Origin of the sequence: Mesorhizobium hawassense, from assembly GCF_003289945.1 — a bacterium.
GTDB classification, from domain to species: domain Bacteria; phylum Pseudomonadota; class Alphaproteobacteria; order Rhizobiales; family Rhizobiaceae; genus Mesorhizobium; species Mesorhizobium hawassense.
Genome location: NZ_QMBP01000028.1, coordinates 1 through 25442, shown reverse-complemented (window position 1 = coordinate 25442; position 25442 = coordinate 1). Strand labels below are relative to the sequence as shown.

The following is a 25442-nucleotide window of genomic DNA, read 5'->3' as shown; positions in this document are numbered from 1 at the left end:
AATTCGTTCAACTCAAGAATACACGGGCAGCGCGGGGCCATCACTGCATCTGCAGCGCTGCTTTGCTGCCGCTGTATTCGGCGAGCGCGATGCCGCCGAGCACCAGCGCGAGCGCGAGGGCCTGATAGGGCTGAAACTGTTCGCCGACGATCAGCACCGAAAGCAGCGTGCCGAAGATCGGCACGAGGTTGATGAACAGGCCGGCACGGTTGGCGCCGATCAGCTCGTTGCCCTTGATGTAGAGAACCTGCGAGACGACAGAGGCGCCAAGCGCCGTGTAGAGCGTGAGCGCCCATCCGCGCGCGTCCGGCACGATGACGCGGCCGGATGCGGCTTCCCAGAGGAAGAAGGGCACGGAGATCAGCAGCGCGGCGATCGACAGCGCCAGCATCAGGCTTTGCCAGCGGATCGCCGGCTTGAGGCGCAGCCCAACCGAATAGAGACTGTAGCAAAGCACCGCGACGAGCATGATGGCGTCGCCGAAGTTGAGGTTGAGCTTCAGCAACTGGCCAAGCTCGCCATGGCTCGCGGTCAGCGCGACACCGACGATGGTGAGCACGACGCCGACGATCTGCAGAGGCTGCACGCGCAGCCTGAACAGCAAAAAATTGGCAAGGATGATGACGATCGGCATGGCGGCCTGTTCGATCGAGACGTTGATGGCGGTCGTGTAGTTGAGCGCCGTGTAGAAGATGACGTTGAAGATGGTGAAGCCGCAGGCGCCGAGGCCGGCGATCAACCGCCAGTGCCCGCGCACTTCAGGCCAATCCTCGCGCAACGCTCGCCAGCCGACGGGCAGCAGGATCAGCACCGCCATCACCCAGCGCAGGAACACCAGCGTCATCGGCGAGACATGGCCGACGGCGAGCTTGCCCGCCACCGAATTGCCGCCCCATAAGAGCATGGTCGACGTAAGAAACAGATAGGCGGCTCGATGCATCGGAGATCCGGCGCGGGGAGGGCGATCAAGGATGGGTGTCCGGGGTAGTGCGGCAGCGGCGGCAAGTAAATGATGCGAAAGCCGGAACTTGTTGTACCTGGATCAGGATGGCGTTCGTTGGATGGTCATCCCGATCCAGCTCTTTCGGCAGGGCATGATCTTCATGCGAGAACCGGCTCCCGCCTCTCGTTTACGCGGTCCTCCGGTTCGGATCATCCTCCGGGGTTTCGGTAGCAAAGAAAGGGTCGCGCCGGGCGGCGCTTGACGCTATAGAGGCCTGTCGTTTCAGGCCGCTAACGCGGCATTTCAAGGGAAAAGAACATGGCCAATGTGGTGGTCGTCGGCTCGCAATGGGGCGACGAAGGCAAGGGCAAGATCGTCGACTGGCTGTCGGAACGGGCCGATGTGGTCGTGCGCTTCCAGGGCGGCCACAATGCCGGCCACACGCTGGTCGTCGACGGCAAGGTCTACAAGTTGTCGCTGCTGCCTTCAGGCGTGGTGCGCGAAGGCAAGCTTTCGATCATCGGCAACGGCGTGGTGTTCGATCCGCATGCCTTCGTCGCCGAGGTCAAGAAGCTCAAGGAACAGGGCGTGGAGGTCACGCCGGAGCGCCTGAAAATAGCCGAAAACACCGCGCTTATCCTGTCGCTGCACCGGGAGCTGGACGGATTCCGCGAAGACGCCGCCTCGAATTCCGGCACCAAGATTGGCACGACCCGGCGCGGCATCGGCCCGGCTTATGAGGACAAGGTCGGCCGGCGCGCGGTTCGGGTGATGGATTTGGCGGACTTGGAAACGCTCCCCTTGAAGGTCGACAGGCTGCTCACGCACCACAATGCGCTGCGCCGCGGCCTCGGCCATGCCGAAGCGACGCATGAAGCGATCATGCAGGAATTGACCTCGGTGGCCGGCGAGATCCTGCCTTACATGGACCGGGTCTGGAAAGTGCTCGACGACAAGCGCCGCGCCGGCGAGCGCATCCTGTTCGAAGGCGCGCAAGGCACGCTGCTCGACATCGACCACGGCACCTATCCGTTCGTCACCTCGTCAAACACGGTGGCCGGGCAGGCGGCGGCGGGATCGGGCACCGGCCCGAACGCTATCGGCTATGTGCTGGGCATCACCAAGGCCTACACGACGCGGGTCGGCGAGGGGCCGTTCCCGACCGAACAGAAGAACGAGATCGGCGAATTCCTCGGCACGCGCGGCCATGAGTTCGGCGTCGTCACCGGACGCAAGCGCCGCTGCGGCTGGTTCGACGCCGTGCTGGTGCGCCAGGCCGTCGCCGTCAACGGCATCAAGGGCATCGCGCTGACCAAGCTCGACGTGCTCGACGGCTTGGACGAGATCAAGGTCTGCACCGGCTATCGCCTCGACGGCGAGACGATCGATTACCTGCCGGCCAGCCAGGGTGCGCAAGCGCGGGTCGAGCCGGTCTACGAGACGCTCGAAGGCTGGAAGGGGACAACGGCCGGCGCCAGAAGCTGGAACGATCTGCCGGCGCAGGCGGTCAAATATGTCCGCTACATCGAGGAGTTGATCGGCGCCCCGGTGGCGCTGCTCTCCACGAGCCCGGAGCGGGACGACACAATACTTGTGACCGATCCGTTTCAAGACTAGTTTCACAGCCCTTCCCGGCGCTATGGCTGATTTGCAACCGGGCGGGAAAAGAATGCAGGTCACCTGACGCATGGCAGATTTCGTTAGTGTTCTGAAAAAGCAGCTCGACAAGAAGGCTGATCCTTCGTTCGAGGTGCGCAAGCAGATATACGACGGTGCCCGCGCGGTGCTGGCGAAGAAGCTCGCCGAGTATTCCCCGCCGCTTGCACCCGATGTCGTGAGCAAGCAGAAGCGCTCGCTGGAAGATGCCATTTCCAGCGTCGAGCGCGACTACGTCAAACGCCCTCCGGCCGAGGATCCGCTGGCGGAACTGGAGCATATTTTCTCCTCCATCGACCGCAACAAGAACCAGCCGAGCCATGCCCGCCAGCCGGCTGCGCCGGAGCCTGTCAAGCCGGATCCGTTCAAATCCGAACCGTTCAAGCCGGCGCCCGCCAGGACGGAACCGAGCTGGCAAAGCACGCCGAAGGCCGAGCCCACACCGCAAAGCCCTGCCAAGGCCGAGCCGGCCTGGCAGAGCACGGCAAGGACGGAGCCAAGCTGGCAGGCTGGACCAAAGCAGGAGTCCACCTGGCAGAAGGCTCCGCCACCGCCGATGCCGTCGCCGCGCGAAGACGATGTCGACTTCGTGGGCATGGACGCCGCCGATTCCGATGATGGCAGCGATGTCTTTGCCAATGACGAGCAGCCGGCCGCCGATACGTTCCAGCGGCTGCGGCCTCAGCGGCGCAAGCGCAGCTATGGCGGGCTGATCGCCGCGGTCATCGCGCTGCTGGTGCTGGCCGGAGGCGGCTACGGCATATGGCTGAACAAGAACGCGTTCGGCTCGCTCTTCGGCCTCGGCGGAAGCGCTAATAAGACGGTCTCGACCGAGCCGCTGGTCAAGCCGGCCCCGGTTAAGCCGGCGACAGAGACGGCGGCAGCGCCGGCCCCGGCGCCTCCCAGCGAGCCGGCCGATGCGACCAAGTTCACGCAGCGCCTGACACCCGAGGGCAAGGAGACCGATCCCGGTCCGGCCGGCGGACAGGCGACGATCGGCGAAGGCGAATCCGTTGCGGCGCTGACCTCGCGGCCGCCGGCTGCACCGGCAACCGCGCCCGTAGCGACAAGCACTCCGCCCGCTCCGGCTACGCCTACGCCTGCGGTGCCCGCCGCGGGAGCAACGCCCGCGGCGCCCGCGACCGATGCCGCCAATCCGACACCGCCGGCGGCCGTGACCACACCGCCAGCAGCCGACGCGGCAACGCCGCCCGCCGCTGGCGCCACGCCGCCCGCCGCTGGCGCCACGCCACCGGCGGCTGGCGTCACGCCACCCGCGGCGGGAGCAACGCCACCAACCGCAGGCACTGCGCCAGCGCCGGCGACGGCCGAGGCGACCGTGCCGGTCGGTCAGAAGGCAATCTTCTATGAGGAGCGCACCAGCACGCAGCAGGGCACGGCCGAGCCCGGCAGCATCGTCTGGTCGCTGGTGCAGGAATCGCCCGGCGGCGATCTCCCGCCGGAGCCGGCGATCCGCGCGGAAGCGACGATCCCCGGCAAGAACATCCAGCTGCGCATGACGATCCGGCGCAACACCGACCAGACGTTGCCGGCCAGCCACATCATCGAGATGATCTTCCTGACGCCGGAAGGATTTGACGGCGGCGGCGTCGACAACATCCTGCGCATCGCCATGAAGAGTTCCGAGCAGGATGCGGGCAGCCCGCTGATCGGCATCCCGGCCAAGATCGCCGACGGCTTCTTCCTGGTCGCGCTCAATGACACCAAGGCCGACGAAGACGCCAATCTGACGCTGCTCAGAGGGCAGGCGTGGATCGACGTGCCGGTGGTCTACAAGACCGGACGCCGCGCGTTGCTCACCATGGAAAAGGGCATTCCCGGCGAGAAGGTGTTCGACGAGGCGCTGAAGGCCTGGGCGGCGAAGACGTCGGGGTGAGGTTGAGCAATTCCAGGAAAAGTGAGAGCGGTTTTCCGTCCGGAATTGCGTAAAAACAAAAGAAGGCGCGCCTTAAAAGCCTTGAAAGAGCATATCGAGCGCGGCGACGATATCGTCGTGGTGGCTCATGAGATTGGTTCGATTTTCACCGAGTTCGGTCGCAGCCAGCGTCGCGATGAGGTGGGTGGCCATCACCACCTTCCGGCCGTTGATCTCAAAGACCGGATGCAGCTTGCGCATTGGCGAAGGTGCTGAGGCCAATGGCAGAAGCGGAACGACCACGCGAGTCTTGAAGTGGTCGAGCAGGTCGGATTGAACGTCGAGCAGATAGCCGCCTTCGATGCCGCTGGCGAAGACGTCATAGCGCGCCATCAGAATTGCCGATGCTCGGCGAGCGGGATGCCATGCTTGTCGACGTAGTCGTTCCAAGCATCCATCGTCGCACGGTTCTCAAGCTTCCATAGCCGCGTTTTCTCTGCAGCGACCGCTTCCGCTATGCCGGCCTCGGCCGCGCGCGATACATTGACGTTCAGCCCCTTGGCTTCCGCCATGAGTTGGGAATCGATCGACAGATTGGCCGGTTGACGGACCGCGTTCGTCGCTATCTTGCGCATGACAGCCTCTCCATTATGCGCATATCTTATGCGCAGGCTGTCGTCTTTGCAACGAAGTGGTATTAGCCTTCCATCTCCTCGCGCAGCATCTCCAACTCCAGCCACTCTTCCTCGAGCGCGGCGAGCGTGGTGCGCTCCTTGTCGAGCGCGGCGATGGTCTTCTGGAACGAGACGGGATCGCGCTCGTAGAAGGCGGGGTCGGCGATGTTGTTCTCCAACCTGGCGATCGAGGCCGTCACCGCTTCGATCTTCTTGGGCAGCGAGTCCAATGCGAATTTCTGCTTGAAGGAGAGTTTCTTCCCTGAGCCTTTCGGCGCGGCTTGTTCGGCTTTCGGCGAAGTCTCGACGGTCTCGGCTTTCGATCTTGCCTTGCGGTCTTCCAGCTTCGAGCCGCCGCGCTGCGCCAGCATGTCGGAATAGCCGCCGGCATATTCGATCCAGCGGCCGCCGCCGTCCGGCGCGATCACGCTGGTGACGGTGCGGTCGAGGAAATCGCGGTCGTGGCTGACCAGGATCACCGTTCCGGCAAAGCCGGCGACCAGTTCCTGCAGCAGCTCCAGCGTCTCCATGTCGAGATCGTTGGTCGGTTCGTCGAGCACCAGAAGGTTCGCCGGTCTTGCCAGCACGCGGGCCAGCAGCAACCGCGCGCGCTCGCCGCCGGAAAGCTCGCGTACTGGCGTGCGCGCCTGCTCCGGCTTGAACAGGAAATCCTTCATGTAGGAGACGACATGGCGCTGCTCGCCATTGACCAGAAGGTTCTCGCCGCGGCCGTCGGTCAGGTAATGCGCCAGCGTCTCCTGCGGGTCGACGGCCTCGCGCTTCTGGTCGAGCGTTGCGATCTCCAGATTGACGCCGAGCCGCACGGTGCCGGCATCCGGCGAGAGCTCGCCGGTCAGCATCTTCAACAATGTCGTCTTGCCGGCGCCGTTCGGGCCGACCAGGCCGACGCGGTCGCCTCGCTGGATGCGGGTCGAGAATCCCTTGACCACGGTGAGGTCGCCAAAGCTCTTGTCGATGCCCTTCGCCTCAATGACCAGCTTGCCGGATTCGGCGGCATCGCTCGCCACCATGGTGGCGCTGCCTTCGGCGCCGCGATGGCTGCGGAAACGCTGGCGCATCGTCTGCAATTCGCCGAGGCGGCGCATGTTGCGCTTGCGCCTGGCGGTCACGCCGTAACGCAGCCAATGCTCCTCGCGCACGATCTGGCGGCCGAGCTTGTGTTGCTCGCGCTCTTCTTCCTCCAGCACCACGTCGCGCCATTCCTCGAAATGAGCAAAGCCCTTGTCGAGCCGCCGCGTCTGGCCCCGATCGAGCCAGACGGTGGCGCGCGTGACGCGCTCGAGAAAGCGGCGGTCGTGCGAGATCAGGATCACCGCCGACGAAGTGCGGGCGAGCTCTTCTTCCAGCCATTCGATGACCGACAGGTCGAGGTGGTTGGTCGGCTCGTCGAGCAACAGGATGTCAGGCTCTGGCGCCATGACCCGGGCAAGGGCGGCGCGCCGCGCCTCACCGCCGGAAAGGTCGTTCGGCCGCTCCTCGCCGGTAAGACCGAGATGCTCCATCAGATAGGTGGCGCGATGCGGATCGTCGGCCGGGCCGAGGCCGGCCTCGACATAGGCACGGACGTCGGCGAAACCATCCATGTCCGGCATCTGCGGCAGATAGCGGACCGTGGCCGACGGCTGTCGGAACACCTCGCCGTCCTGCGGCTCGATCATCCCGGCGGCGATCTTTAGCAGAGTCGACTTGCCTGAGCCGTTGCGGCCGACCAGTGCGATCTTCTCGCCGGCAGAGGCACTGAGTGCCGCCCCGTCGAGCAGCGGTGTGCCGCCGAAGGTCAGCTTAATGCCGTCGAGATTGAGAAGTGGCGGCGCCATGTCTGGAAATGTCAACTTTCTGGAAGAGGATAGGGGTGGGCCAGAAGCAGCGCCCGGCCGCGCTCCAGCGCGATGCCGAGCCGCCCTTTGACCTCGTTTGATATGGTGAGCGAGGAGCCGAACGCCACCTCGACGCGGTCGAGCGGCCATTTGGCGCCGGTAACCGTCAGGCCGGAAAGCTCAGAGAAGCCGAGCACTGAAAACAGCGTGCCGTCATCATAGTCGTATCGGGCACTGCCCGGCAGTATGGGAACGCCCTCTTGCGCGCCGCTGGTCAGCAGCACGCGCGTGCCGGCCGCGGCCAGCCGCGCGGCCAGCGCCAGATGCAGGAAGGCATGGTCGGCGCGCTTGCCGCCGAAAGCGCCGGCCAGCACCAGGCTGGTGGCGCCGCGCTGAAGCGCTTCCGCGATCGCGAGCTCGCCATCGGTCATGTCCTTTTCGGCCGGAAAGACCTTGCGCGGCACATCGGCCAGATCTTTCGGCAGGTTCGCCGGGACCGAGTCGAAATCGCCGACCCAGAGCTCCGGGATCAGGCCGAGCAAGCGGGCATGGCCGATACCGGCATCGGCGGCGATGACCCGCGAGCCTTCGATCTGACGTTCGAGCCGTGGCGTGGGGACGAGTTCGCCGCCAAGCAGGATGGTGAATGTGCCCATGGCCGTCGCCCTTACCAGCCCTCCAGGCGAAACGGAAGCCGGGAGCGCCAGCACGTCGCGTCCAGGGTCATACCGAACATTAGCTGTCCGGCAAACTTCCCGCTTGCGCGGCGCTTCTGCCGGGCCTATCTGTCGAAACGCTCTAACGGGGTGCCGGACATGATCCGGCTGAGAGGCGAAAAGCCAACCCGCTGAACCTGATCCGGTTTGTACCGGCGGAGGGATTAGACGTTTCGGACCATCCGGCGCCTCAATTCCTTTAACGCGAACGAAGGAGGCGCCGATGCGCACGATATTGTCACGTCTAGTCCTGGCAACAGGTCTTATATCGCTTCTGGCGGGCATCGCGCCGGCGGCGGCGAAAGACAAGTTGACCGTCTATACCTATGAAAGCTTCACCGCCGACTGGGGGCCTGGACCCGCGGTGAAAAAGGAATTCGAGGCCGAATGCGGCTGCGATCTCGAATTCGTCTCGGTCGCCGACGGCGTCGCCCTGCTCAACCGCGTCAAGCTGGAGGGCGCCGGCACCAAGGCCGATATCGTGCTCGGCCTCGACACCAACCTCACCGCCGACGCCAAGGCGAGCGGCCTTTTCGCGCCGCATGGCAAAGTCTCCGGCATCAACGTGCCCGGCGGCTGGAGCGACGACACTTTCGTACCCTTCGACTATGGCTATTTCGCCGTCGTCTACGACACGCAGAAACTTAAGACGCCGCCGAAGAGCCTGAAGGACCTGGTCGAGGGCGCCGGCACCGACAAGATCGTCATCCAGGACCCGCGCACGTCGACGCCCGGCCTCGGCCTGCTTTTGTGGGTGAAGTCGGTCTATGGCGAAAAAGCGCCGGAGGCCTGGGCGAAGCTCAAGCCCAAGGTGCTGACCGTGACGCCGGGCTGGAGCGAGGCCTATGGGCTGTTCACCAAGGGTGAGGCGCCGATGGTGCTCTCCTACACCACCTCGCCGGCCTACCACATGGTGGCCGAGAACACCGAACGTTACCAGGCGGCGTCCTTCGAGGAGGGCGAGTACTTGCAGATCGAGGTCGCCGGCATCACCACGACCGGTGCCAAGAACCCGCTGGCGCAAAAATTCATCGCCTTCATGACCGGGCCGAAATTCCAGGACGTCATTCCGGAGACCAACTGGATGTTCCCGGCCGGCAAGACCGACAAGCCGCTCAACCCTGCCTTCGACAAGCTGGTGAAGCCGACCAAGACCTTGCTGTTCAGTCCTGAACAGGTCGCGGCCAACCGCAAGGCCTGGGTGGACGAGTGGCTGGCGGTGATGAGCAAGTAGGGTTGGCTTGGCTATTCATCGAAGATGATCGCTCTACGGCGCCCCCCTCTGTCCTGCCGGACATCTCCCCCACAAGGGGGGAGATTGGCCGTCATGCCGGCTTTCGCCAATCTCTGGCGGTGCAGGATTGAGCAGGGCGCCCGAGCTTCCAATCTCCCCCCTTGTGGGGGAGATGGCCGGCAGGCCAGAGAGGGGCGCGAAGGAACGCGGCGCCTGCTAATTCAAGCCGACGTGGTGCAGCGTGCAACTCGCCGCGCGCCCTGACTCCCGCATCACCGCCGGTGTTATCGCGCTGGCGGCCATCGCCATCCTCATCGGTGGCGCCTTCGCGGGTCTCGTCCTTGAAGGCGTGCACGACCTCTCCGGCGCTGCTGCTGCCTTCGACAGTTACCTCTTCCGCGTCGCCCGCTTCACGCTCTGGCAGGCGCTGCTGTCGACGCTCTTGTCCGTCGCCCCGGCCTTGCTGGTGGCGCGCGCCTTGTCGCGGCATCCGGCTTTTCCCGGCCGCCGCCTGATCCTGCAGCTGTTCACCGTGCCGCTGGCATTGCCGGCGATCGTCGCGGCGCTCGGCATCTTGGCGCTCTATGGCCGGGCTGGGTATTTTGCCGGCGTCTTCGCCGGGCTTGGCGGCGGGGAATGGCCCGGCATCTACGGCCTCTCCGGCATCCTTGTCGCCCATGTCTTCTTCAACCTGCCCTTGGCCGCGCGCCTGTTCCTCGAGGCGCTGGGCACCATTCCGGCCGACCAGTGGCGGCTGGCAAGCCAGCTTGGCATGGGCGTGCGGCCGGCCTTCCGGCTGATCGAATGGCCGGTGCTGCGGGCGGCTCTGCCGGGGATCGCCGGGCTGGTCTTCATGCTCTGCATCACGTCCTTCACCATCGTGCTGACGCTGGGCGGCGGTCCGGCGGCGACGACGCTGGAGGTCGCCATCTATCAGGCGCTGCGATTCGATTTCGACCCGGCCCGCGCGGTGGTGCTGACGCTGCTGCAGATTGCGCTCACCTACGTCGTGGTCGTCGTGCTGACGCGGCTCGGCGCCAACACGGTCGGCGATGCCAATCTGCCGGTGGCGCCGCGCCGCTATCTTTCGGTAGGCCGGATGGAGAGCGTTCTGAACGCCGGCCTGATCGCGCTTGCCCTGCTGTTCGTGGCCGTACCGATGCTGGCGACGGTGTTTTCAGGCCTCAAGGCCGATCTCGGGCGGTTGGCGGGTGAAGAGGCGGTGCGCCGCGCTACCCTCACCAGCGCGGGCCTCGCCCTCCTCGCGGCGCTGCTCAGCGTGGCCTTGTCGCTGGCGCTGATTGCGGCGCGGCGCGCGCTGGCGCTGCGACGCCGGGCAGGCAGCGCCATGAGCCCGCTCGAACATGCAACCGACACCGGCGCCGGCTTCGTGCTCGTCGTGCCGCCGATCGTGCTTGGCGCCGGCTGGTTCCTGGCGTTGCGCAACATCACCGATGTCTTCGCCATCGCCCCGGTCATGGTCGTCGCCGTCAACGCGGTGATGGCGATGCCCTTTGCCATCCGCGCTATCCGCCCGGCCTATGACGCGGCGAGCGAGCGCAATGAGCGGCTTTGCCTTGCGCTCGGCATATCCGGCTGGAACCGGTTGCGCCTGGTCGACTGGCCGTCGCTCAGGCGGCCTTTGGCGACGGGTTTCGCCTTCGCCATGGCGCTGTCGCTCGGCGACCTCGGCGTGATCGCGCTGTTCGGCAGCGATTCGGTGCAGACCTTGCCCTATCTTCTGCTCGCGCGCATGGGCAGCTACCGCACCGCCGACGCTGCCGGGCTTGCCTTGCTGCTCGGCCTCGTCTGCCTGATGCTGGTGGTTGCCGCCGACTGGCTGGGGCGGGAAGGAAGGTCATGACGACGACCATCAATGGCACCGCAACCGAAAACGGCTTGGCAGTACGGCTGGACGACGTTTCGTTCAGCTATGGCGAGGCATCATTCCGCTTCGACGCCGAATTCGCCGCCGGCAGGATCACCGCGATCATGGGGCCGAGCGGCTCCGGCAAGTCGACGCTGCTCAATCTGATAGCCGGCTTCGAATCGCCCGAGACCGGCAAGGTGCTGATCGGCGGCATCGATGCCGGCAATGCGCCGCCTTCGGCGCGCCCGGTGTCGATGGTCTTCCAGGAAAACAACCTGTTTGCGCATCTTCCGGTCGAGGCCAATGTCGGGCTCGGCCGCTCGCCGTCGCTGAAGCTCGGCGACGCCGAACGGGCGGCCATCGTGGAGGCGCTGGCGCGGGTTGGCCTGGCGGGCAAGGAAAAACGGCTGCCGCGCGAGCTTTCCGGCGGCGAGAGGCAGCGCGTGGCGCTGGCCAGAGTGCTGTTGCGCGACCGGCCCGTATTGCTGCTCGACGAACCTTTCGCGTCGCTCGGCCCGGCGCTGCGCGACGACATGCTCGACCTTGTCGCCGGCATCCATGCCGAGCGCAAAATGACGGTGCTCTTCGTCACGCATCAGCCGGAAGACGCGCGCCGGATCGGCCAGGACGTCGCGTTCCTCGACGAAGGCGCGATCGCGGCAACCGGCCCGGCCGACGATTTCTTCGACCGAACTGGACCGGATGCGTTCAGGCGCTATATCGGCGATCGAGGCGGCACCGTTGCCGGATCACAACACATTGCCCGGAAGCGGACATAATTTGCGGCCAAACCGGTAACGGGTGATCCGGCGTTTGCTTGCCTTGTCCGGGGGAGTGTGGCTAGGTCCAGCCATGCGGTCCGGCGGGCCGTGATTTGCCGAAAGATTTCGAAAGGAAGCCGATCTGTCGACCGGCGCTGAGAAAGTGTGGATGAGGCCGCTTGCACGATTCTTCGCGCTGGCAAGCGTTGCCGTGCTGGCCAGTTGCCAGATGTTCACGCCGCCGGACGTGCAGGAGAGCGGCTTCCAGCCGTCCGACAAGCCGATCACCGTCGACAACGTCGTCGCCAACGCCAAGCTCGCCGAAATGGCGAAGGCGCAGCACCCGCGCATCCTGGCCACCTATGGCGGTGAGTATTCCGACCCCAAGCTCGAACGCATGGTGGCAAAGGTCGTCGGCAATCTGACGGTGGTGTCGGCCAACCCGACCCAGACCTATCGCATCACCATTCTCAACTCGCCCAATGTCAACGCCTTCGCGCTGCCGGGCGGCTATCTCTATGTGACGCGCGGCCTGCTGGCGCTGGCCAACGATTCCTCCGAGCTTGCCGCCGTCATCGCGCATGAGATGGGCCACGTCACCGCCAATCATGGGCTGCAGCGGCAGCAGCTCGAGGCCGAGGAAGGCCTGGCGACCAAGGTGGTTTCCGACGTGCTCGGCGACAGCCCGACCGCCAAGGCGGCGCTGATCCGTGGCAAGCTGAGACTGGCGCAATTCTCGCGCAACCAGGAACTGCAAGCCGACGCCATCGGCATCAAGTCGATCGGCGAGGCGGGCTACGATCCCTATGCCGCCGGCCGCTTCCTGCAGTCGATGTCGGCCTATACCGATTTCCGCTCGGTGAGCGGCGCCACCGACGCCAGCCTCGACTTCCTGGCGACGCACCCCAATACGCCGCAGCGCATCGAATTGGCGCAGCGGCTTGCGCGCAATTTCGGCCCGCCCGGCGTCGGCACGCGCGACCGCGACGCGTTCCTCGCCGGCATCGACGGCCTGCTTTACGGCGACACGCCGGAAGAAGGCTATGTGCGCGGCCAGACCTTCATGCACCCCAATCTCGGCGTCTCGTTCACGGTGCCGGATGGTTTCGTCATCGACAACACGGCTGCCGCCGTCACCGCGACCGGACCGGGCGACATCGCCATCCGCTTCGACGGCGTGGCGATCGACAAGTCCGTCTCGCTCACCGACTACATCCGCAGCGGCTGGGTGGCGGGACTGGAAGACGCGAGCGTGCGCCAGGACACGATCAACGGCAACGATGCGGCGATGGCGCATGCCACCGCGCAAGGCTGGCAGTTCGATATCGCGGTGATCCGCGCCGGCGGGCAGGTCTACCGGCTGCTGACGGCCGCACCTTCGGCCAGCACCTCGCTGGACCCGGTGGCGCGCTCGGTCAGCGCATCCTTCCGCGTGCTCACCCCGGCCGAGAAGGCGGCGCTCAAGCCGCTGCACATCCGCGTCGTCACCGTCCAGGCCGGCCAGACCATGGGATCGCTCGCGGCCCAGATGGTCGGCGTCGACCGCAAGCTCGATCTGTTCCGGGTGCTCAACGCCATGTCGCCGGGCGCGAGCGTATCGGCCGGCGACAAGGTCAAGATCGTCACGGACAAGTAAGGCCTGCCGGCACTGTTATTGGCAGCTTTTGCTTTCAGGTAGCATACCCGCCGGCTCCTGGGCATCGCCGCTGCCATCAGCCATCGCCGCCACCGGACTGCGACCGATCGTGATCGCCGGCATTGCCGCCGCGCCAGGGCGGCACAACCGGAGCTTTTGGCGTGGTGATCTTCGGCGGCGGCGCCATTGGCGCGGGAGTGCGGATCACCTTTACCTTGGTGATCACTTTCGTCACCACCTTGGGCGTGCACACCGCGACCACCGGGGTGTCCAGCTTCGGCGAAAGTCCGAGAATGGCCATCGAATAGGCCTCTTGCCGATCGAAGCCGGCTCTGAGGAAAGCCAGAGCGCGTGCTGGGTCGGCGGGCACGCCGTTGCGGCCTTGTTTGAAGATCAGCGCCAGATCGTTCATGGCATTGGTATGCCCCATCGCCGCTGCCTTAAGCAGGAGGTCCAGCCCCTTGCCGGTATCGCGTTGGACGCCGACACCATCGAACAAGGCGCGCCCCAAGGCGGTCATGGCGTAGGGATCTCCCTTGTCCGACGCCTGCGCATAGAAGCCGTTGGCTTTCGCCGGATCCGGAGCCGCTCCTATTCCGGCCGCGGCGATGTGGCCGAGCTCGAAAACGGCGCGGATATGGCCCTTGTCGGCGGCTTCCTGGATCGCTTTCCTCGCATCGTCATTCCTGCCTGCGGCGAGCAGCGCCCGACCGAGTTCGTAGCGGAAGCGGGCGACATCGGGATGGGCTTGCACCGCCGCCTCGCAGGCCTCGACCGCTCCGCTGCCTATCTCGTTCGCCAAACGGCCGGGGCCGACGCCTTGCAGGTCGAGCGGCTCGCCGGCGGCCTGGTCGCAAGGGTCGACGCTCGGCGACAGCTTCATCGTCGCCTGTTTCAACGCTTTGCCGGCGCCGATCTGGAAGCCGACCTCGACGGGAGCGGCCTGGCCGATTTGCGGCTCGTAACGCAATTGATCGACTTCGGTGGCCATCAGGCTCGATTGCGGCGGCAGAACGCGATCCGGCAAGGACAGCGTTCCGGTCGCCGGATAGCTGGCGAGCTTGAGGCTGACCGGGACATCCTTGGTCGGGAGATCCAGTTCCAACGGAACCGGACCAACGCCGACCGGAACGTTGATGTCGCGATTTCCGATCGCTTCGGCGGCAGCGGCGACCTGGATCCCGCGCTCCGCCGTTTGCTGGTTTTGCTGGGCGTCGGGCGGCGGCGCCGGCTGCTCCTCTCCGCGCATCAGCACCACGTCGTCGAGCAACGACGAATTCTCCCACGGAACCTGCTTGCCGTTCGTCGCCTTGACCACGTCGCGGCGAACGGCCGACATGACCGAGCGTATCTCCTGGTTCGGCGCCAGCGCGCGACGCGAGAAGGCGGACGAGAACGGGCTGAGGTCGCCGGACCCGTCATAGGCGACGGCACCGGGCTCGGTGGCGAATGCAATCAGCGTGTTCTGCGAGCCCGCCAGCTGCGCAAGGCCGGTGCCGCCGGCAACGATCAGCTGGTCGCGCAGCCAATAATCCTTGCGCGGGAAAGGATTGTTGCGGCAGGCATCGAGGATGATCACCTGAATCTTCGATCTCGATCGCAGTTGCTGCAGCACGTCATCGACCTTGATGGCCTGAACTTCCATGTCTGCCGGATCCTTCAGCGATGCGTCGACCGGAATCAGGAAATTCTCGCCGCCGATCTGGAAGCCGTGGCCGGAATAGTAGACGACCGCCAGATCGGCGCCGTCCGCTGCCGCCAGATAGTTGCGGAACTGTTCCTCGAACTGGAGCCTGGTCAGATCCTTCGCGGTGAATACCTCGAAGCCGGCCAGCCGGAATGTCTTCGACACATCCTCGGCGTCCTTGTCAGGATTCTTGAGGGCGGGGATCTCGCGGTATTCGGAATTGCCCATGACAAAGGCAACCCTTCGATCCGCCCGGGCGTCCATCGTCGTAAAGGCCGCGAGGACAAGGGCCGCAAGAAACACACAGCATCGCAGCATGGCAATCCCCCATGATCCGGAGGCTTCAAGAAGGCCAATTGCGATGCAATGGTCTGTTAAAGACCTCACAATCCGTAAGTATGGATGACGGAAAACTGCCGCGATGGCGATATTTTCTTATTTACTAAATTTCTTATGGTCGAACTGTTCGCCGTATCAGGCTGCTTCCGCCAGGAATTCCGGGTTCTGTTTGACTAAGGCCAGCTTCAGCTTTTCCATGGCGCGCGCCTCGATCTGCCGGACGCGCTCCTTGGAGATGCCGAGCTGCTCGCCGAGTGATTCCAGCGTCGCGCCGTCATCGCTCAGCCGGCGCTCCTCGATGATGCGGAGCTCGCGGGCGTTGAGCGCGCCGAGCGCGCTTTTCAACCAGACGGCGCGGCGTTGGATGTCGATCCTGTCGCCGACGATCTCGTCGGGCAGCGGATCCTCCGATACCAGGAAATCCATCCGCTCGGCGGCGCCGTTCTCGTCGGCCAGAGGTGCGTTGAGCGAGCTGTCGGGAGCGGAAAGCCGCGAGTCCATCATCGCGACGTCTGCCTCCGGCACGCCGAGCGCCACCGAGACCTCATGGTAGAGCGAGGCGTTGGAGATCGGCTCGGCGCCGTTGGCGAGGCGGGCGCGCAAACGCCGCAGATTGAAGAACAGCGCCTTCTGCGCCGAACTGGTGCCGCCACGGACGATCGACCAGTTGCGCAGAATGTAGTCCTGCATCGAGGCGCGGATCCACCAGGTGGCGTAGGTCGAGAAGCGTACCTCCCGCGCGGGTTCGAAACGGGCCGCCGCCTCGAGCAGGCCGACATGACCCTCCTGGATCAGATCGCCGAGCGGCAGGCCGTAATGGCGGAATTTCGAGGCCATGGAGATGACTAGGCGCATATGGGCGACGGTGATCCTGTGCAGCGCGTGCTGGTCGTTCTCTTCCTTCCAGCGGAGCGCAAGGACATGTTCCTCGTCGCGCTCGAGGTAGGGAGCCCTCATTGCCGCCCGGACCAGTGTCCGTCCTGCCGCGTCCTCGATCATGCCGGCTCCTTTTGGCGGTGATTGCATGGTGGCGGTTGAAAAGACGCCGCCGCGCCCTACAACAGCCATGCAACGTGTCAGGCGCATGGATGGTTCCGCCGCCCGAGGGGGCAAATGTTGCCAGCGGGAACATTTTGTTATCGACCCGGAAATGCCGCTTGGCAGTTTATCGGGTGGTTTTGAGAACCAGATTTCTGGCTGAGCCGATATTTGAAATCTGGTTCCTTATTTGGCAGCCTTCTATCTGTCAGTTTCCGGCCCTCACAGTCGCGCCGGGGCACCGGTCAAAACGGGATCACAGAAAAATGAAATGGCTCAAATCGCTCCTCATCGCCGGAACGCTGCAGGTTCTGGCGATCACCGCCGGCCATGCCGGCGCCAATCTCGACCAGATCAAGCAGGCCGGCGTGCTCAAGGTCGGCACCGAAGGCACCTACGCGCCCTTCACCTATCATGACGAATCCAACGCGCTGGTCGGCTTCGATGTCGAGATCGCCAAGGCCATCGGCGGCAAGCTCGGCGTCAAGGTCGAGTTCCTCGAAGGCAAGTGGGACGGCCTGATCGCCGGCCTCGACGCCAACCGTTACGACGCCGTCATCAACGAGGTCGGCATCACCGATGCCCGCAAGGCCAAGTATGATTTCTCCGATCCCTATATCGCCTCCAAGGCGGTGCTGATCGTGCGCGGCGACAACACCGACATCAAGACCTTCGCCGACCTCAAGGGCAAGAAGTCGGCACAGTCGCTGACCTCGAATTTCGGCAAGCTCGCCGAGAAGAACGGTGCCGAGCTCGTAGGCACCGACGGCTTCGACCAGTCGATCCAGCTGCTGCTCACCGGCCGCGCCGACGCCACGATCAACGACAGCCTGTCCTTCCTCGACTTCAAGAAGCACAAGCCGGACGCCAATGTGAAGATCGCCGCGCAGGAAGAGAATGCCGACTATTCCGGCGTCATCGTGCGCAAGGGCGATCCCGAGCTCGTCGCCGCCATCAACAAGGCGCTGGCCGACATCAAGGCCGACGGCACCTATCAGAAGATCGCGGACAAGTACTTCGGCCAGGACGTTTCGAAGTAAGCCATTGTCGTTTGTTCGAAGCCGGCGGGCCGTCTTTGACGGCCCGCCATTTTTTGCATGATTGCTCATGGGGCCGTCTTTGACGGCTCGCCGGTTCTTGCATGATAGTCATTCCGTACGGGGGAAGGTGCCGCCGTACCTGAAAAGGAGAAGCGCCCCGTGCCGCACTGGCTGCAATTGATGCTGGAGTCTTTGCCGACGCTTTTGTGGGCGGCGCTGATTTTCACCGTGCCGTTGACGCTGCTGTCCTTCGCGCTTGGCCTGATTGCCGGACTGGTGACGGCGCTGATCCGGCTGTTCGGACCGAAGCCGCTGGTCCTTCTGGTGCGCTTCTATGTCTGGATTTTCCGCGGCACGCCCCTGCTCGTGCAGTTGTTCCTGATCTTCTACGGCCTGCCGTCGGTCGGCATCCTGCTCGATGCATTTCCCGCGGCGCTGATCGGCTTCACGCTCAACATCGGCGCCTACACGTCGGAGATCATCCGCGCCGTCATCGGTTCGGTGCCGAAGGGCCAATGGGAGGCGTCCTATTCGATCGGCATGACCTGGAGCCAGGCGATGCGGCGCACGATCCTGCCGCAGGCAGGGCGCGTCGCGGTGCCGCCGCTCTCCAACACCTTCATCTCGCTGGTCAAGGACACATCGCTGGCGGCCGCGATCACGGTGCCGGAGATGTTCCAGGCCGCGCAGCGCATCGTCGCCACGACCTATGAGCCGCTGATCCTCTACGTCGAGGCGGCGGCGCTTTATCTGGCGCTGAGCTCGGTGCTGTCGGCGCTGCAGGCGCGGCTGGAGGTGCGGCTCAACCGCTATGGCGGGTTCCTGGAGGCCAACGCATGATCGGCCTCACCAACATCGAAAAGCGCTTCGGCGACAATCTGGTGCTGAAAGGCGTGACGGTCAGCCTCGACGAGGGCAGCGTGACGGCGCTGGTCGGCCCTTCCGGCGGCGGCAAGAGCACGCTGCTGCGCTGCATCAACCTCCTGGAGATCCCGACCTCAGGCAGCTTGCGCATCGGCGAGGAGACGCTCGACTTCCATCCGGGCGGCAAGGTGCCGGCCAAGGATATCCAGCGCATCCGGCTGCAGACCGGCATGGTGTTCCAGAATTTCCAGCTCTTCCCGCATCGCACGGCGATCGAGAATGTCATGGAAGGGCTGGTCACGGTGCTGAAATGGCCCGAGCCGAGGGCGCGCGAACGAGCGCTGGCGCTGCTCGAAAAGGTCGGCATGGCGCACAAGGCCGACGCCTGGCCGGCGACGCTGTCCGGCGGCCAGCAGCAGCGCGTGGCGATCGCCCGGGCGCTGGCGCCGTCGCCGCGTGTGCTGCTCTGCGACGAGCCGACCTCGGCGCTCGACCCGGAACTGGCGCAGGAAGTGGTGGACGTGCTCGGGCAACTGGCGCGCGAGGGCACGACCATGGTGATGGCCACGCATGATCTCAGGCTCGCCTCCAAGATCGCGCAGGAGGTCGTCTTCCTCGATGCCGGCTCGATCGTCGAGAAAGGCCCAGCATCGGTGGTGTTCGACAATCCGGAGCGCGAGCGCACCAAGCGCTTCATCGCCTCGCTGCGGCAGGAGGAAGCGCAGAAGGAGTCTGGCGGCTGATCTCCCTACCTCCCCTTTGTGCGAAGGGCGGACCGAGGGGCTGGGGTTGGGGGGGCGGTGCCGCCGCTTCGCAGCAAGCCAGAAACGAAAAACCCGGCGCGAGGCCGGGTTCTTCGTGCTGAAAAGCGGAAAAGCTCAGGCGGCTTCTTCCTGCTCGGATTCTTCGTTGTCGGCCTTGGCGCCGCGCTTCGGGCCCTTGTTGAGGTTGACCTCGATGAGGCGCACCGCTTCGGTTTCCGACATGCGGTTTACCGCGGCGATCTCGCGGGCCATGCGGTCGAGCGCGGCTTCATACAGCTGACGCTCGGAATAGGACTGCTCCGGCTGGTTGTCGGCGCGGTAGAGGTCGCGCACCACTTCCGAGATCGAGATCAGGTCGCCGGAATTGATCTTGGCGTCATATTCCTGGGCGCGGCGCGACCACATGGTGCGCTTGACGCGGGCGCGGCCCTGCACGACCTTCAGCGCGCGGTCGACATAGTCCTCTTCCGACAGCTTGCGCATGCCGATCGAGGTCGCCTTGGCGACCGGAACCTTCAGCCGCATCTTGTCCTTCTGGAAGTCGATGACGAACAGTTCCAGCTTATGACCTGCAACTTCCTGCTCGTCGATCGCCACGATCTGGCCGACGCCATGCGCCGGGTAGACGATGAACTCGCCGGTCTTGAAACCGTGACGTGCTGCGCTGGACTTCTTCTGCGGGGTGATCGTTGCCATTACGCCCTGAACTCCTTGGTTGTAGCACCGGCATGGCGGCGCCGGCTGAACTCGTGTGACCGGCGATGGCCGATCGTTAGCCGCACAACAGGTGAACCCACCGGAAAAAGCCGAGACCAGCAAAGCGCACGAATGTGGCCGCCTGTCCCAGATTGCTCTGGTTCGGGTTTGAGAAGCTCACCTTTCAGTGATTTGGGGCGTTAGCGCCATAAATCGACGTTGTGTCACCGGCATGTTTCGCTCAAGTAACACAAAAAGTCGGAAGAATCAAGGTTTTGCTGCGTTCGCTAACGCCAAGCGACACCCCTGCCTGTCAAGACAGTAGTTGTTTAGGTCACGCTATGCCGCGTCACGTCCGCGCTATCGGCGCTTATATCAATCGCCTTCGCCGGGTTCCGCCGAGAAATATTTCTCGAACTTTCCGGTCTCTCCGTCGAAAGTCTTGGCATCCGCCGGCGGCTCTTTCTTGGCGGTGATATTGGGCCATTTCTCGGCGTATTCGGAATTGACCTGCAACCATTTGTCGAGGCCGCCCTCGGTATCCGGCTTGATCGCGTCGGCCGGACATTCGGGCTCGCAGACGCCGCAGTCGATGCACTCGTCGGGGTGGATGACGAGCATGTTCTCGCCTTCGTAGAAACAGTCGACCGGACAGACCTCGATGCAGTCCATGTATTTGCATTTGATGCAATTGTCGGTCACGACATAGGTCATTGCAGGCTCCGGAACGTCCCATTTTGCTGGGCTTTTTGGCTGAGGTAACGCCTTTGCCCGCCGCTTGCAAGGGCAGGGCTTGCTGGCCGGCCCGCCATTGCGGAAAGGAATTGTCGCGGTTCGTTGCGCCGAGGGTCCGCTTGCAATCTCAATCGTCGCCGAGCAGCCGGTCGGTCTGCCGCCGCTCGCGTTTGGTCGGGCGGCCGCTGCCGGCCTCGCGCAGGGCCGGAATGGCATCTGGAACGGCCTCGCCTTTGGGTGTCGGCACGGGCGACATGTCCTCGTAAAGCAGCCGCGCCTCCTCGGCCGGGCCGCGTCGCGTGCCGCAGTTCATCACCTTCCAGACGAGAATGCGGCCTTCGAGCGTGATGGTCAGAACGTCGCCTGGCTTCACCAGATCCGAGGCCTGCGCTGCTTTGTCGCGATTGATGCGGACGCGCCCGGCGACGACGATCTTCGCCGCCAGGGACCGCGACTTAACGGCGCGCGAGAAGAACAGCCATTTGTCGATGCGCTGGCGGCCTTCTCCAACCATCGGGGCTAGCTTAGTTGAAGCAAGATCTTGTCCGAGAACCGGTTCCCACTTTTCGCTGACGCGGTCCTTCGGTTCGGGATCATGCTGTCTCTTTGTTGGAGCATGATCTCGCCCGAAAACCGGTTCCCACTTTTCGGGATCATGCTCCAACCTATTTCTTCAGCTGGTCGCGCAAGGCGGCGAGCTTGGCAAAGGGCGAATCCGGGTCGAAGCGCTGCGGGCGCTCCTCGCGCGGCTTGCCCTGGAAGGCCGGCTTGCCGCCAGGAGCGTTGCCCTTGCCGTCCTGCCTGTTGCCCTTCCAGTCGGGCCTGCCCTCGCGGCGGCCCCCCTCGTGGCGATCTGGGCGATCGCCTTGCGGCCGCCCTTCGCGCCGTTCACCGCCTTCGCGACGGTCGCCCGTCTCCGGCCTCGGCTTGTATTTCGAGCGGTCGAAGCGCGGCATGCCGGCACCGTCGCGCTGCTCGCGGCGGCCTTCATGGGCCGGGCGATCGCCGGGCTGGCCGCTCGCGGCGCCCGCCTGGCCGTCGCGCGCGGGCTGGCCACCGCGCGGGCGATTGTCGCGGCGGTTGTCCTGGCGGTGGCGCGGACGCTGATGATCGAAACGCGCCTGGCGCCACAGGAGGACAGGCTTCGGCTCTTCTGCTCCCACCGTGGCTTCACCGGCGGCGGCCTCGCTACTTTCACCCTCCCCCTCGTGCGGGGGGTCGGCGCGCAGCGCCAGAGCGGGGGGAGCGCCGGCGGTACCAGTGTCGGCGCCGTCACCCTCATCCGCGTCGCTTTGCGACGCGACCTCCCCCATCGAGGGGGAGGCAAGGGCGTCGGCCCTTTCGGCCGACTCGGGCGCTGCCGTAGTGTCCACCGCTGCGGTGTCCTCCACAGGGAGAGCCTCTTGCGTGACCTCGGCCGGAACTTCCGCCGGCTCTCCCGCGACGGGTTGCGCGACCACTTCCGCGACGGCTTCAGCCGGCGCTTCGACGGCGACCGGTTCCAAACCTTCGGCCGATGTCTCGGCTACCGTGTTCGTCGTCGCAACGTCAGCCGCTACCTTTGCGGCGCGGGCTGCTTCTTCGGCGGCGAGCTTCGCCGCGGCCGCTTCGCGGGCGGCATTGTCCTGGGCTTCAAGCTTAGCCTTCACTTCAGCGGCGGGCTTCGGCTCGGCGCGATAGCCGAGACCCTTGAGGATCTCTTCCATGTCGTCGGCGGTGGCGCCGAGGATCGACATCATCGGTGGCGTCACCATGAAGGCATGGCCGTCATAGGCGCCGTCCGGACGCTGGCCGAGGCCGGGCTTCCAGTTGGTCGCCGGGCGGATCAGGTCGGCAAGCCGCTCGAGGATATCGATGCGCACGGCGCGGCGGCCGAGATTGCGGTAGCCGGCGAGCTTATAGAAGGATTTGTCGAAGGCCGGGTCGATGACCACCGAGGTGCGGCCGGAGGCAAGCGCATGCACCACGTCGCCGAAGCCGGGCTTGTCCTTGCCGTCGTTCTTCAGCGCCCAGAGAAGGGTCACCAGACCGGCCGGGGCCGGCTTGATCAGCGCCGGCACGAAGACGTGATAGGCGCCGAAACGCACGCCGAGGCGGCGCAGCGCCGCGCGGCCTTCCTGGTCGAGCGACTTCATCTCCTCGGCGATGTCGCGGCGATTGATCAGGCCGAAATGCTCGACCAGCTGGAAGGCGATGCCACGCGCGATGCCGGTGAGCTGGTCGGCATTCTTCAGATCGACCAGCGGCTTCAACAGCGATTCGATCTGGAAATTGACGAAACGCTCGGCGCGTGCCGCGACCTTGTCGCGGGCCGGGCCGGTCAGCTGCTCGTCGGCGAGCAGGACCAGGCGCGGTTTCAGCGCCTCGTCGCCGGCGACCAGCGTGCCGATCGGCGCGCCGATCCAGCGCAACACGCCGTCGGAGCCCAAAGCCAGATCGCCATTGGCGCAGGCGGCAAAACGCTCGGCGCGCGCGTCGAACTCGGCCGCAAGCGCCTTCTGGGCCGCGGTGCGCACCGCCTTGGCGTCCTCGCCGCCGGCGCTCTGGTCGGCGGTGAAGCGGAACCCCTGCAACTCGCCGACATGATGGCCTTCGACGAGGACGGTTCCGGTTGGGCTGATTTCGGCTTCAGGCATGGTATTTTCTCTAAGGCGCCGCATGAGGACGGAAGTCCTGCGGTCTACGAAGCGTTTCGTCAACCGCTCATGCAGCGCATCGGACAATCTGTCTTCGATTTCGCGCGTCTTTTCCTGCCAGTGTAGCTGATCGGCCAGCCAGCCAGGCCGGTTGGAGACGAAAGTCCAGGTGCGGATCTGGGCAATGCGGTGCGACAGCGTGTCGATGTCGCCTTCGGTGGTGTCGGCGCGCCGCACCTGCTCGGCCATGTAATTCTCATCGACGTGGCCATGGCGCGCAAGGTCCATGTAGATAGAGGCGATGAGGTCAGCGTGCTGGGCCGGCGCGATCTTGCGGTAGTCGGGGAGCGCGCAGGCCTCCCAGAGCAGCGCGACGCGCTCCTTGCCGGAGGCCAAAGCGCGGATGTCGCCGTCGCGAGACAGATGCTCCAGCGCCTGCGCATCCACGGCCGGCAGCGCGCGCGTCAACCCCTCGACCGGTGCGTTGGTCTCGATCGAGCGCTTCAATTGATCGAGACTGGAAAAGTCGAAATCGGCGGTGCGCCATTGCAGCACCTTCACCGGATCGAAATCGTGTCCCTCGATCTTGTTGACCAGATCCTCGTCGAGCGGATCGACCTGGCCGGTGACGCCGAACGTGCCGTCGCGCAGGTGGCGGCCGGCGCGCCCGGCGATCTGGCCGAGCTCGGCCGCGGTCAGGTTGCGGTATTGATAGCCGTCGAACTTTCGGTTCTGGGCGAAGGCGACGTGGTCGAGGTCGAGGTTCAGCCCCATGCCGATGGCATCGGTGGCGATGAGATAGTCGACGTCGCCGGCCTGAAAGAGCGCCACCTGGGCGTTGCGGGTGCGCGGCGAGAGCGCGCCGAGCACGACGGCAGCACCGCCCTGCTGGCGGCGGATCAGCTCGGCGATGGCATAGACCTCGTCAGCGGAGAAGGCGACGATCGCCGTGCGCCGGGGCAGCCGGGTGAGCTTCTTCGAGCCGGCATAGGCAAGATGCGACAGCCGCGGCCGCGTCACCACCGACACGCCCTTCAAGAGCTTCTGCAGGATGCCGTGCATGGTGGCGGCGCCCAGAAGCAGCGTCTCCTGACGGCCGCGCAGATGCAGGATGCGATCTGTGAAGATATGGCCGCGCTCGAGGTCGCCAGCGAGCTGCACCTCGTCGATGGCGACGAAGGCGGCGTCGGTCTCGCGCGGCATCGCCTCCACGGTGCACACCGAATATTTCGCGCCGGCCGGGACGATCTTCTCCTCGCCGGTGATCAGCGCCACCTTGTGGGCGCCGACCTTCTCGCAGACGCGAGCATAGACCTCGCGGGCAAGCAGCCTGAGCGGCAGGCCGATGATGCCGGTCTCATGCGCGACCATGCGCTCGATGGCGAGATGGGTCTTGCCGGTGTTGGTGGGACCTAGCACGGCCGTCACGTCGCGGCCCGAAAGGATCAGCGGCTGGGAATGTTTCGGCTGGATGTTCATCGGCTCGGAAATAAGGTTTCTGCCGCTATAGTCTGAAGCATGGCGGTGCCGCCGCGTGTGACAGGCGACACATAGGGGCTTCGGGCGTGAAGCGAAAGTGGAATGTTCCTCCAGGGACAAACGGGCCCTGCCAGGGTCGTGCGAAATCGACTGTCGTTAACGGCTGGAACGAGTCTGGAACGAATCGGCGACGAATCGCTGACTCTTTCTGATTCAGGTTTTGTTCACGGCTATATGTGGATTTTTTGACGCCGAGTCTCACCACATGCTGAATCTGGGAATTGGCCCGATTCATGCCTAGCCTCCGATGGACCCGAGTCGGCGTTAACCTTTGCCGGGGAACGATCGAGGCCTTTCCAAGGGTCGGCCTCAAGGTTATGAAATTGTTGATTTTTCTTAATCGGTTTTAACAAATTGAGAAACATTCGAGCCGTCCGCCGTTAACTTTTCGGTCAAAGCCAGAACGAATAGGCGACGAATCAGAGATGCCGGAAGTTTCCCGGTTTGTTCACCCCTAGATATGGTGTTATCCACAGCTTGCCCACCGATAATTCACAGCTTGTGAAGCCGGTTGCGCACAGGGCGTGACCCGGGCCGTTAACCTTTACGTGCCGAATTGAGGCAAGACGTCGCGCCGGCCTTGGCGGCGGCAAAAAAAGGCGGCCTGTCCAGCCGATAGATGGGTAACACTTTGAACCGGATACATGGGTTACAGTTTTCTCCCTGAGTTGCTGTCCGCCGCAGCGCCATCTGGTCGGGGTTGGATGGGGCTGCGGCGGACCAGTTTCTTGTGCCGGCCGTCGATGAAGCCGAGCGGGTGGGCATAGAAGTGGAGCGCCCATTGCCCTGTCTCGGTCTCGGTCGCGGCAACCGCTTCGCCGGCCAGCGTCTTCGACACGTAGATGAAGCCGCCGTTCCACTTGATCTCGCCATTTTGCCGGACGCTGCGCACCGCAGCCT

At 64.8% G+C, this 25442-nt stretch carries 21 protein-coding genes, 1 pseudogene and 1 riboswitch; of the genes and pseudogenes, 10 read left to right on the top strand and 12 right to left on the bottom strand.

From position 1 onward, the window contains the following. Positions 1-40: 40 nt before the first annotated feature. Complete coding sequence (locus tag DPM33_RS33090; protein WP_112101567.1) at positions 41-940, bottom strand: DMT family transporter; 900 nt, start codon at positions 938-940, stop codon at positions 41-43. A 321-nt stretch (positions 941-1261) separates the two neighbouring features. On the opposite strand from DPM33_RS33090, the gene DPM33_RS33085 reads away from it, so the two are divergent. Then, positions 1262-2560, top strand: a complete 1299-nt coding sequence (locus tag DPM33_RS33085) for an adenylosuccinate synthase (protein ID WP_112101566.1) — start codon at positions 1262-1264, stop codon at positions 2558-2560. A gap of 70 nt (positions 2561-2630) precedes the next feature. Then, positions 2631-4496, top strand: coding sequence for a hypothetical protein (locus tag DPM33_RS33080; RefSeq protein WP_112101565.1), 1866 nt, complete (start codon positions 2631-2633; stop codon positions 4494-4496). Positions 4497-4568: 72 nt separating this feature from the next. Here the strand turns inward: DPM33_RS33080 and DPM33_RS33075 are convergent, their stop codons facing one another. From DPM33_RS33075 to DPM33_RS33060, 4 genes are all read right to left on the bottom strand, one after another. Further along, entirely contained in the window at positions 4569-4868 is a 300-nt protein-coding gene (locus DPM33_RS33075; protein WP_112101564.1) for a CcdB family protein, read from the bottom strand. Continuing rightward, positions 4868-5110 carry a type II toxin-antitoxin system CcdA family antitoxin gene (locus DPM33_RS33070; RefSeq protein ID WP_112101563.1) on the bottom strand — a complete coding sequence of 81 codons (243 nt, stop codon included), beginning with the start codon at positions 5108-5110 and terminating at the stop codon, positions 4868-4870. Before DPM33_RS33070 ends, DPM33_RS33075 begins: the two co-directional genes overlap by 1 nt. 62 nt (positions 5111-5172) lie before the next feature. Beyond that, a complete protein-coding gene (locus DPM33_RS33065) occupies positions 5173-6987 on the bottom strand; it encodes an ABC-F family ATP-binding cassette domain-containing protein (RefSeq protein WP_112101562.1) in 1815 nt (604 codons plus the stop codon). Positions 6988-6998: 11 nt separating this feature from the next. Then, positions 6999-7643, bottom strand: coding sequence for a thiamine diphosphokinase (locus DPM33_RS33060; RefSeq protein ID WP_112101561.1), 645 nt, complete (start codon positions 7641-7643; stop codon positions 6999-7001). A 136-nt stretch (positions 7644-7779) separates the two neighbouring features. Next, a riboswitch (TPP riboswitch) is annotated at positions 7780-7884 on the top strand. Between the two features lie 42 nt (positions 7885-7926). On the opposite strand from DPM33_RS33060, the gene thiB reads away from it, so the two are divergent. The 4 genes from thiB to DPM33_RS33035 all read left to right on the top strand — a co-directional run bounded on the left by thiB (position 7927) and on the right by DPM33_RS33035 (position 13204). After that, positions 7927-8937, top strand: a complete 1011-nt coding sequence (thiB, locus tag DPM33_RS33055; RefSeq protein WP_112101560.1) for a thiamine ABC transporter substrate binding subunit — start codon at positions 7927-7929, stop codon at positions 8935-8937. Positions 8938-9178: 241 nt separating this feature from the next. Further along, positions 9179-10801: a thiamine/thiamine pyrophosphate ABC transporter permease gene (gene thiP, locus DPM33_RS33045; protein ID WP_112101559.1), complete on the top strand. Its 1623-nt coding sequence runs from the start codon at positions 9179-9181 to the stop codon at positions 10799-10801. Further along, positions 10798-11586, top strand: coding sequence for a thiamine ABC transporter ATP-binding protein (gene thiQ / locus DPM33_RS33040; protein ID WP_112101558.1), 789 nt, complete (start codon positions 10798-10800; stop codon positions 11584-11586). The genes thiP and thiQ overlap by 4 nt, the downstream gene beginning before the upstream one ends. A 151-nt stretch (positions 11587-11737) precedes the next feature. Next, a complete protein-coding gene (locus DPM33_RS33035; protein WP_112101557.1) occupies positions 11738-13204 on the top strand; it encodes a M48 family metalloprotease in 1467 nt (488 codons plus the stop codon). 76 nt (positions 13205-13280) lie between these two features. On the opposite strand, the gene DPM33_RS33030 is transcribed toward DPM33_RS33035, so the two are convergent. Continuing rightward, positions 13281-15155: a caspase family protein gene (locus DPM33_RS33030; protein ID WP_281004845.1), complete on the bottom strand. Its 1875-nt coding sequence runs from the start codon at positions 15153-15155 to the stop codon at positions 13281-13283. 210 nt (positions 15156-15365) lie between these two features. Next, a complete protein-coding gene (locus tag DPM33_RS33025; RefSeq protein ID WP_112101555.1) occupies positions 15366-16229 on the bottom strand; it encodes an RNA polymerase factor sigma-32 in 864 nt (287 codons plus the stop codon). A 25-nt stretch (positions 16230-16254) separates the two neighbouring features. Here DPM33_RS33025 and DPM33_RS36505 point away from each other — a divergent pair, with 25 nt between their 5' ends. The 4 genes from DPM33_RS36505 to DPM33_RS33010 all read left to right on the top strand — a co-directional run bounded on the left by DPM33_RS36505 (position 16255) and on the right by DPM33_RS33010 (position 18915). Further along, positions 16255-16431, top strand: coding sequence for a hypothetical protein (locus DPM33_RS36505; protein WP_167449297.1), 177 nt, complete (start codon positions 16255-16257; stop codon positions 16429-16431). 103 nt (positions 16432-16534) lie between these two features. Continuing rightward, complete coding sequence (locus DPM33_RS33020; protein ID WP_112101554.1) at positions 16535-17308, top strand: amino acid ABC transporter substrate-binding protein; 774 nt, start codon at positions 16535-16537, stop codon at positions 17306-17308. A 159-nt stretch (positions 17309-17467) separates the two neighbouring features. Beyond that, complete coding sequence (locus DPM33_RS33015) at positions 17468-18148, top strand: ABC transporter permease subunit (RefSeq protein WP_112101553.1); 681 nt, start codon at positions 17468-17470, stop codon at positions 18146-18148. Continuing rightward, positions 18145-18915, top strand: a complete 771-nt coding sequence (locus DPM33_RS33010) for an amino acid ABC transporter ATP-binding protein (RefSeq protein ID WP_112101552.1) — start codon at positions 18145-18147, stop codon at positions 18913-18915. The genes DPM33_RS33015 and DPM33_RS33010 overlap by 4 nt, the downstream gene beginning before the upstream one ends. Positions 18916-19050: 135 nt before the next feature. Here DPM33_RS33010 and DPM33_RS33005 read toward each other — a convergent pair whose 3' ends face one another. From DPM33_RS33005 to DPM33_RS32985, 5 genes and pseudogenes are all read right to left on the bottom strand, one after another. Beyond that, the gene (locus DPM33_RS33005) at positions 19051-19632 is read right to left on the bottom strand and encodes a CarD family transcriptional regulator (protein WP_112101551.1); all 582 of its coding nucleotides are present in this window, start codon (positions 19630-19632) and stop codon (positions 19051-19053) included. Between the two features lie 375 nt (positions 19633-20007). Then, positions 20008-20346: a ferredoxin FdxA gene (fdxA, locus tag DPM33_RS33000; RefSeq protein WP_112101550.1), complete on the bottom strand. Its 339-nt coding sequence runs from the start codon at positions 20344-20346 to the stop codon at positions 20008-20010. A 148-nt stretch (positions 20347-20494) separates the two neighbouring features. Beyond that, the gene (locus DPM33_RS32995; RefSeq protein WP_112101549.1) at positions 20495-20881 is read right to left on the bottom strand and encodes an RNA-binding S4 domain-containing protein; all 387 of its coding nucleotides are present in this window, start codon (positions 20879-20881) and stop codon (positions 20495-20497) included. Between the two features lie 151 nt (positions 20882-21032). After that, entirely contained in the window at positions 21033-24482 is a 3450-nt protein-coding gene (locus tag DPM33_RS32990) for a helicase-related protein (protein WP_112101548.1), read from the bottom strand. A 709-nt stretch (positions 24483-25191) separates the two neighbouring features. Further along, a pseudogene (locus DPM33_RS32985) lies at positions 25192-25442 on the bottom strand (integrase); the annotation flags it as partial.

What these genes read in the sequence shown, in the direction of transcription:
- DPM33_RS33090 (WP_112101567.1), bottom strand. Translation starts at nt 940, where the DNA reads ATGCATCGAGCCGCCTATCTGTTTCTTACGTCGACCATGCTCTTATGG.
- DPM33_RS33085 (WP_112101566.1), top strand. Translation starts at nt 1,262, where the DNA reads ATGGCCAATGTGGTGGTCGTCGGCTCGCAATGGGGCGACGAAGGCAAG.
- DPM33_RS33080 (WP_112101565.1), top strand. Translation starts at nt 2,631, where the DNA reads ATGGCAGATTTCGTTAGTGTTCTGAAAAAGCAGCTCGACAAGAAGGCT.
- DPM33_RS33075 (WP_112101564.1), bottom strand. Translation starts at nt 4,868, where the DNA reads ATGGCGCGCTATGACGTCTTCGCCAGCGGCATCGAAGGCGGCTATCTG.
- DPM33_RS33070 (WP_112101563.1), bottom strand. Translation starts at nt 5,110, where the DNA reads ATGCGCAAGATAGCGACGAACGCGGTCCGTCAACCGGCCAATCTGTCG.
- DPM33_RS33065 (WP_112101562.1), bottom strand. Translation starts at nt 6,987, where the DNA reads ATGGCGCCGCCACTTCTCAATCTCGACGGCATTAAGCTGACCTTCGGC.
- DPM33_RS33060 (WP_112101561.1), bottom strand. Translation starts at nt 7,643, where the DNA reads ATGGGCACATTCACCATCCTGCTTGGCGGCGAACTCGTCCCCACGCCA.
- thiB (WP_112101560.1), top strand. Translation starts at nt 7,927, where the DNA reads ATGCGCACGATATTGTCACGTCTAGTCCTGGCAACAGGTCTTATATCG.
- thiQ (WP_112101558.1), top strand. Translation starts at nt 10,798, where the DNA reads ATGACGACGACCATCAATGGCACCGCAACCGAAAACGGCTTGGCAGTA.
- DPM33_RS33035 (WP_112101557.1), top strand. Translation starts at nt 11,738, where the DNA reads ATGAGGCCGCTTGCACGATTCTTCGCGCTGGCAAGCGTTGCCGTGCTG.
- DPM33_RS33030 (WP_281004845.1), bottom strand. Translation starts at nt 15,155, where the DNA reads ATGGACGCCCGGGCGGATCGAAGGGTTGCCTTTGTCATGGGCAATTCC.
- DPM33_RS33025 (WP_112101555.1), bottom strand. Translation starts at nt 16,229, where the DNA reads ATGATCGAGGACGCGGCAGGACGGACACTGGTCCGGGCGGCAATGAGG.
- DPM33_RS36505 (WP_167449297.1), top strand. Translation starts at nt 16,255, where the DNA reads ATGGTGGCGGTTGAAAAGACGCCGCCGCGCCCTACAACAGCCATGCAA.
- DPM33_RS33020 (WP_112101554.1), top strand. Translation starts at nt 16,535, where the DNA reads ATGAAATGGCTCAAATCGCTCCTCATCGCCGGAACGCTGCAGGTTCTG.
- DPM33_RS33010 (WP_112101552.1), top strand. Translation starts at nt 18,145, where the DNA reads ATGATCGGCCTCACCAACATCGAAAAGCGCTTCGGCGACAATCTGGTG.
- DPM33_RS33005 (WP_112101551.1), bottom strand. Translation starts at nt 19,632, where the DNA reads ATGGCAACGATCACCCCGCAGAAGAAGTCCAGCGCAGCACGTCACGGT.
- fdxA (WP_112101550.1), bottom strand. Translation starts at nt 20,346, where the DNA reads ATGACCTATGTCGTGACCGACAATTGCATCAAATGCAAATACATGGAC.
- DPM33_RS32995 (WP_112101549.1), bottom strand. Translation starts at nt 20,881, where the DNA reads ATGGTTGGAGAAGGCCGCCAGCGCATCGACAAATGGCTGTTCTTCTCG.
- DPM33_RS32990 (WP_112101548.1), bottom strand. Translation starts at nt 24,482, where the DNA reads ATGAACATCCAGCCGAAACATTCCCAGCCGCTGATCCTTTCGGGCCGC.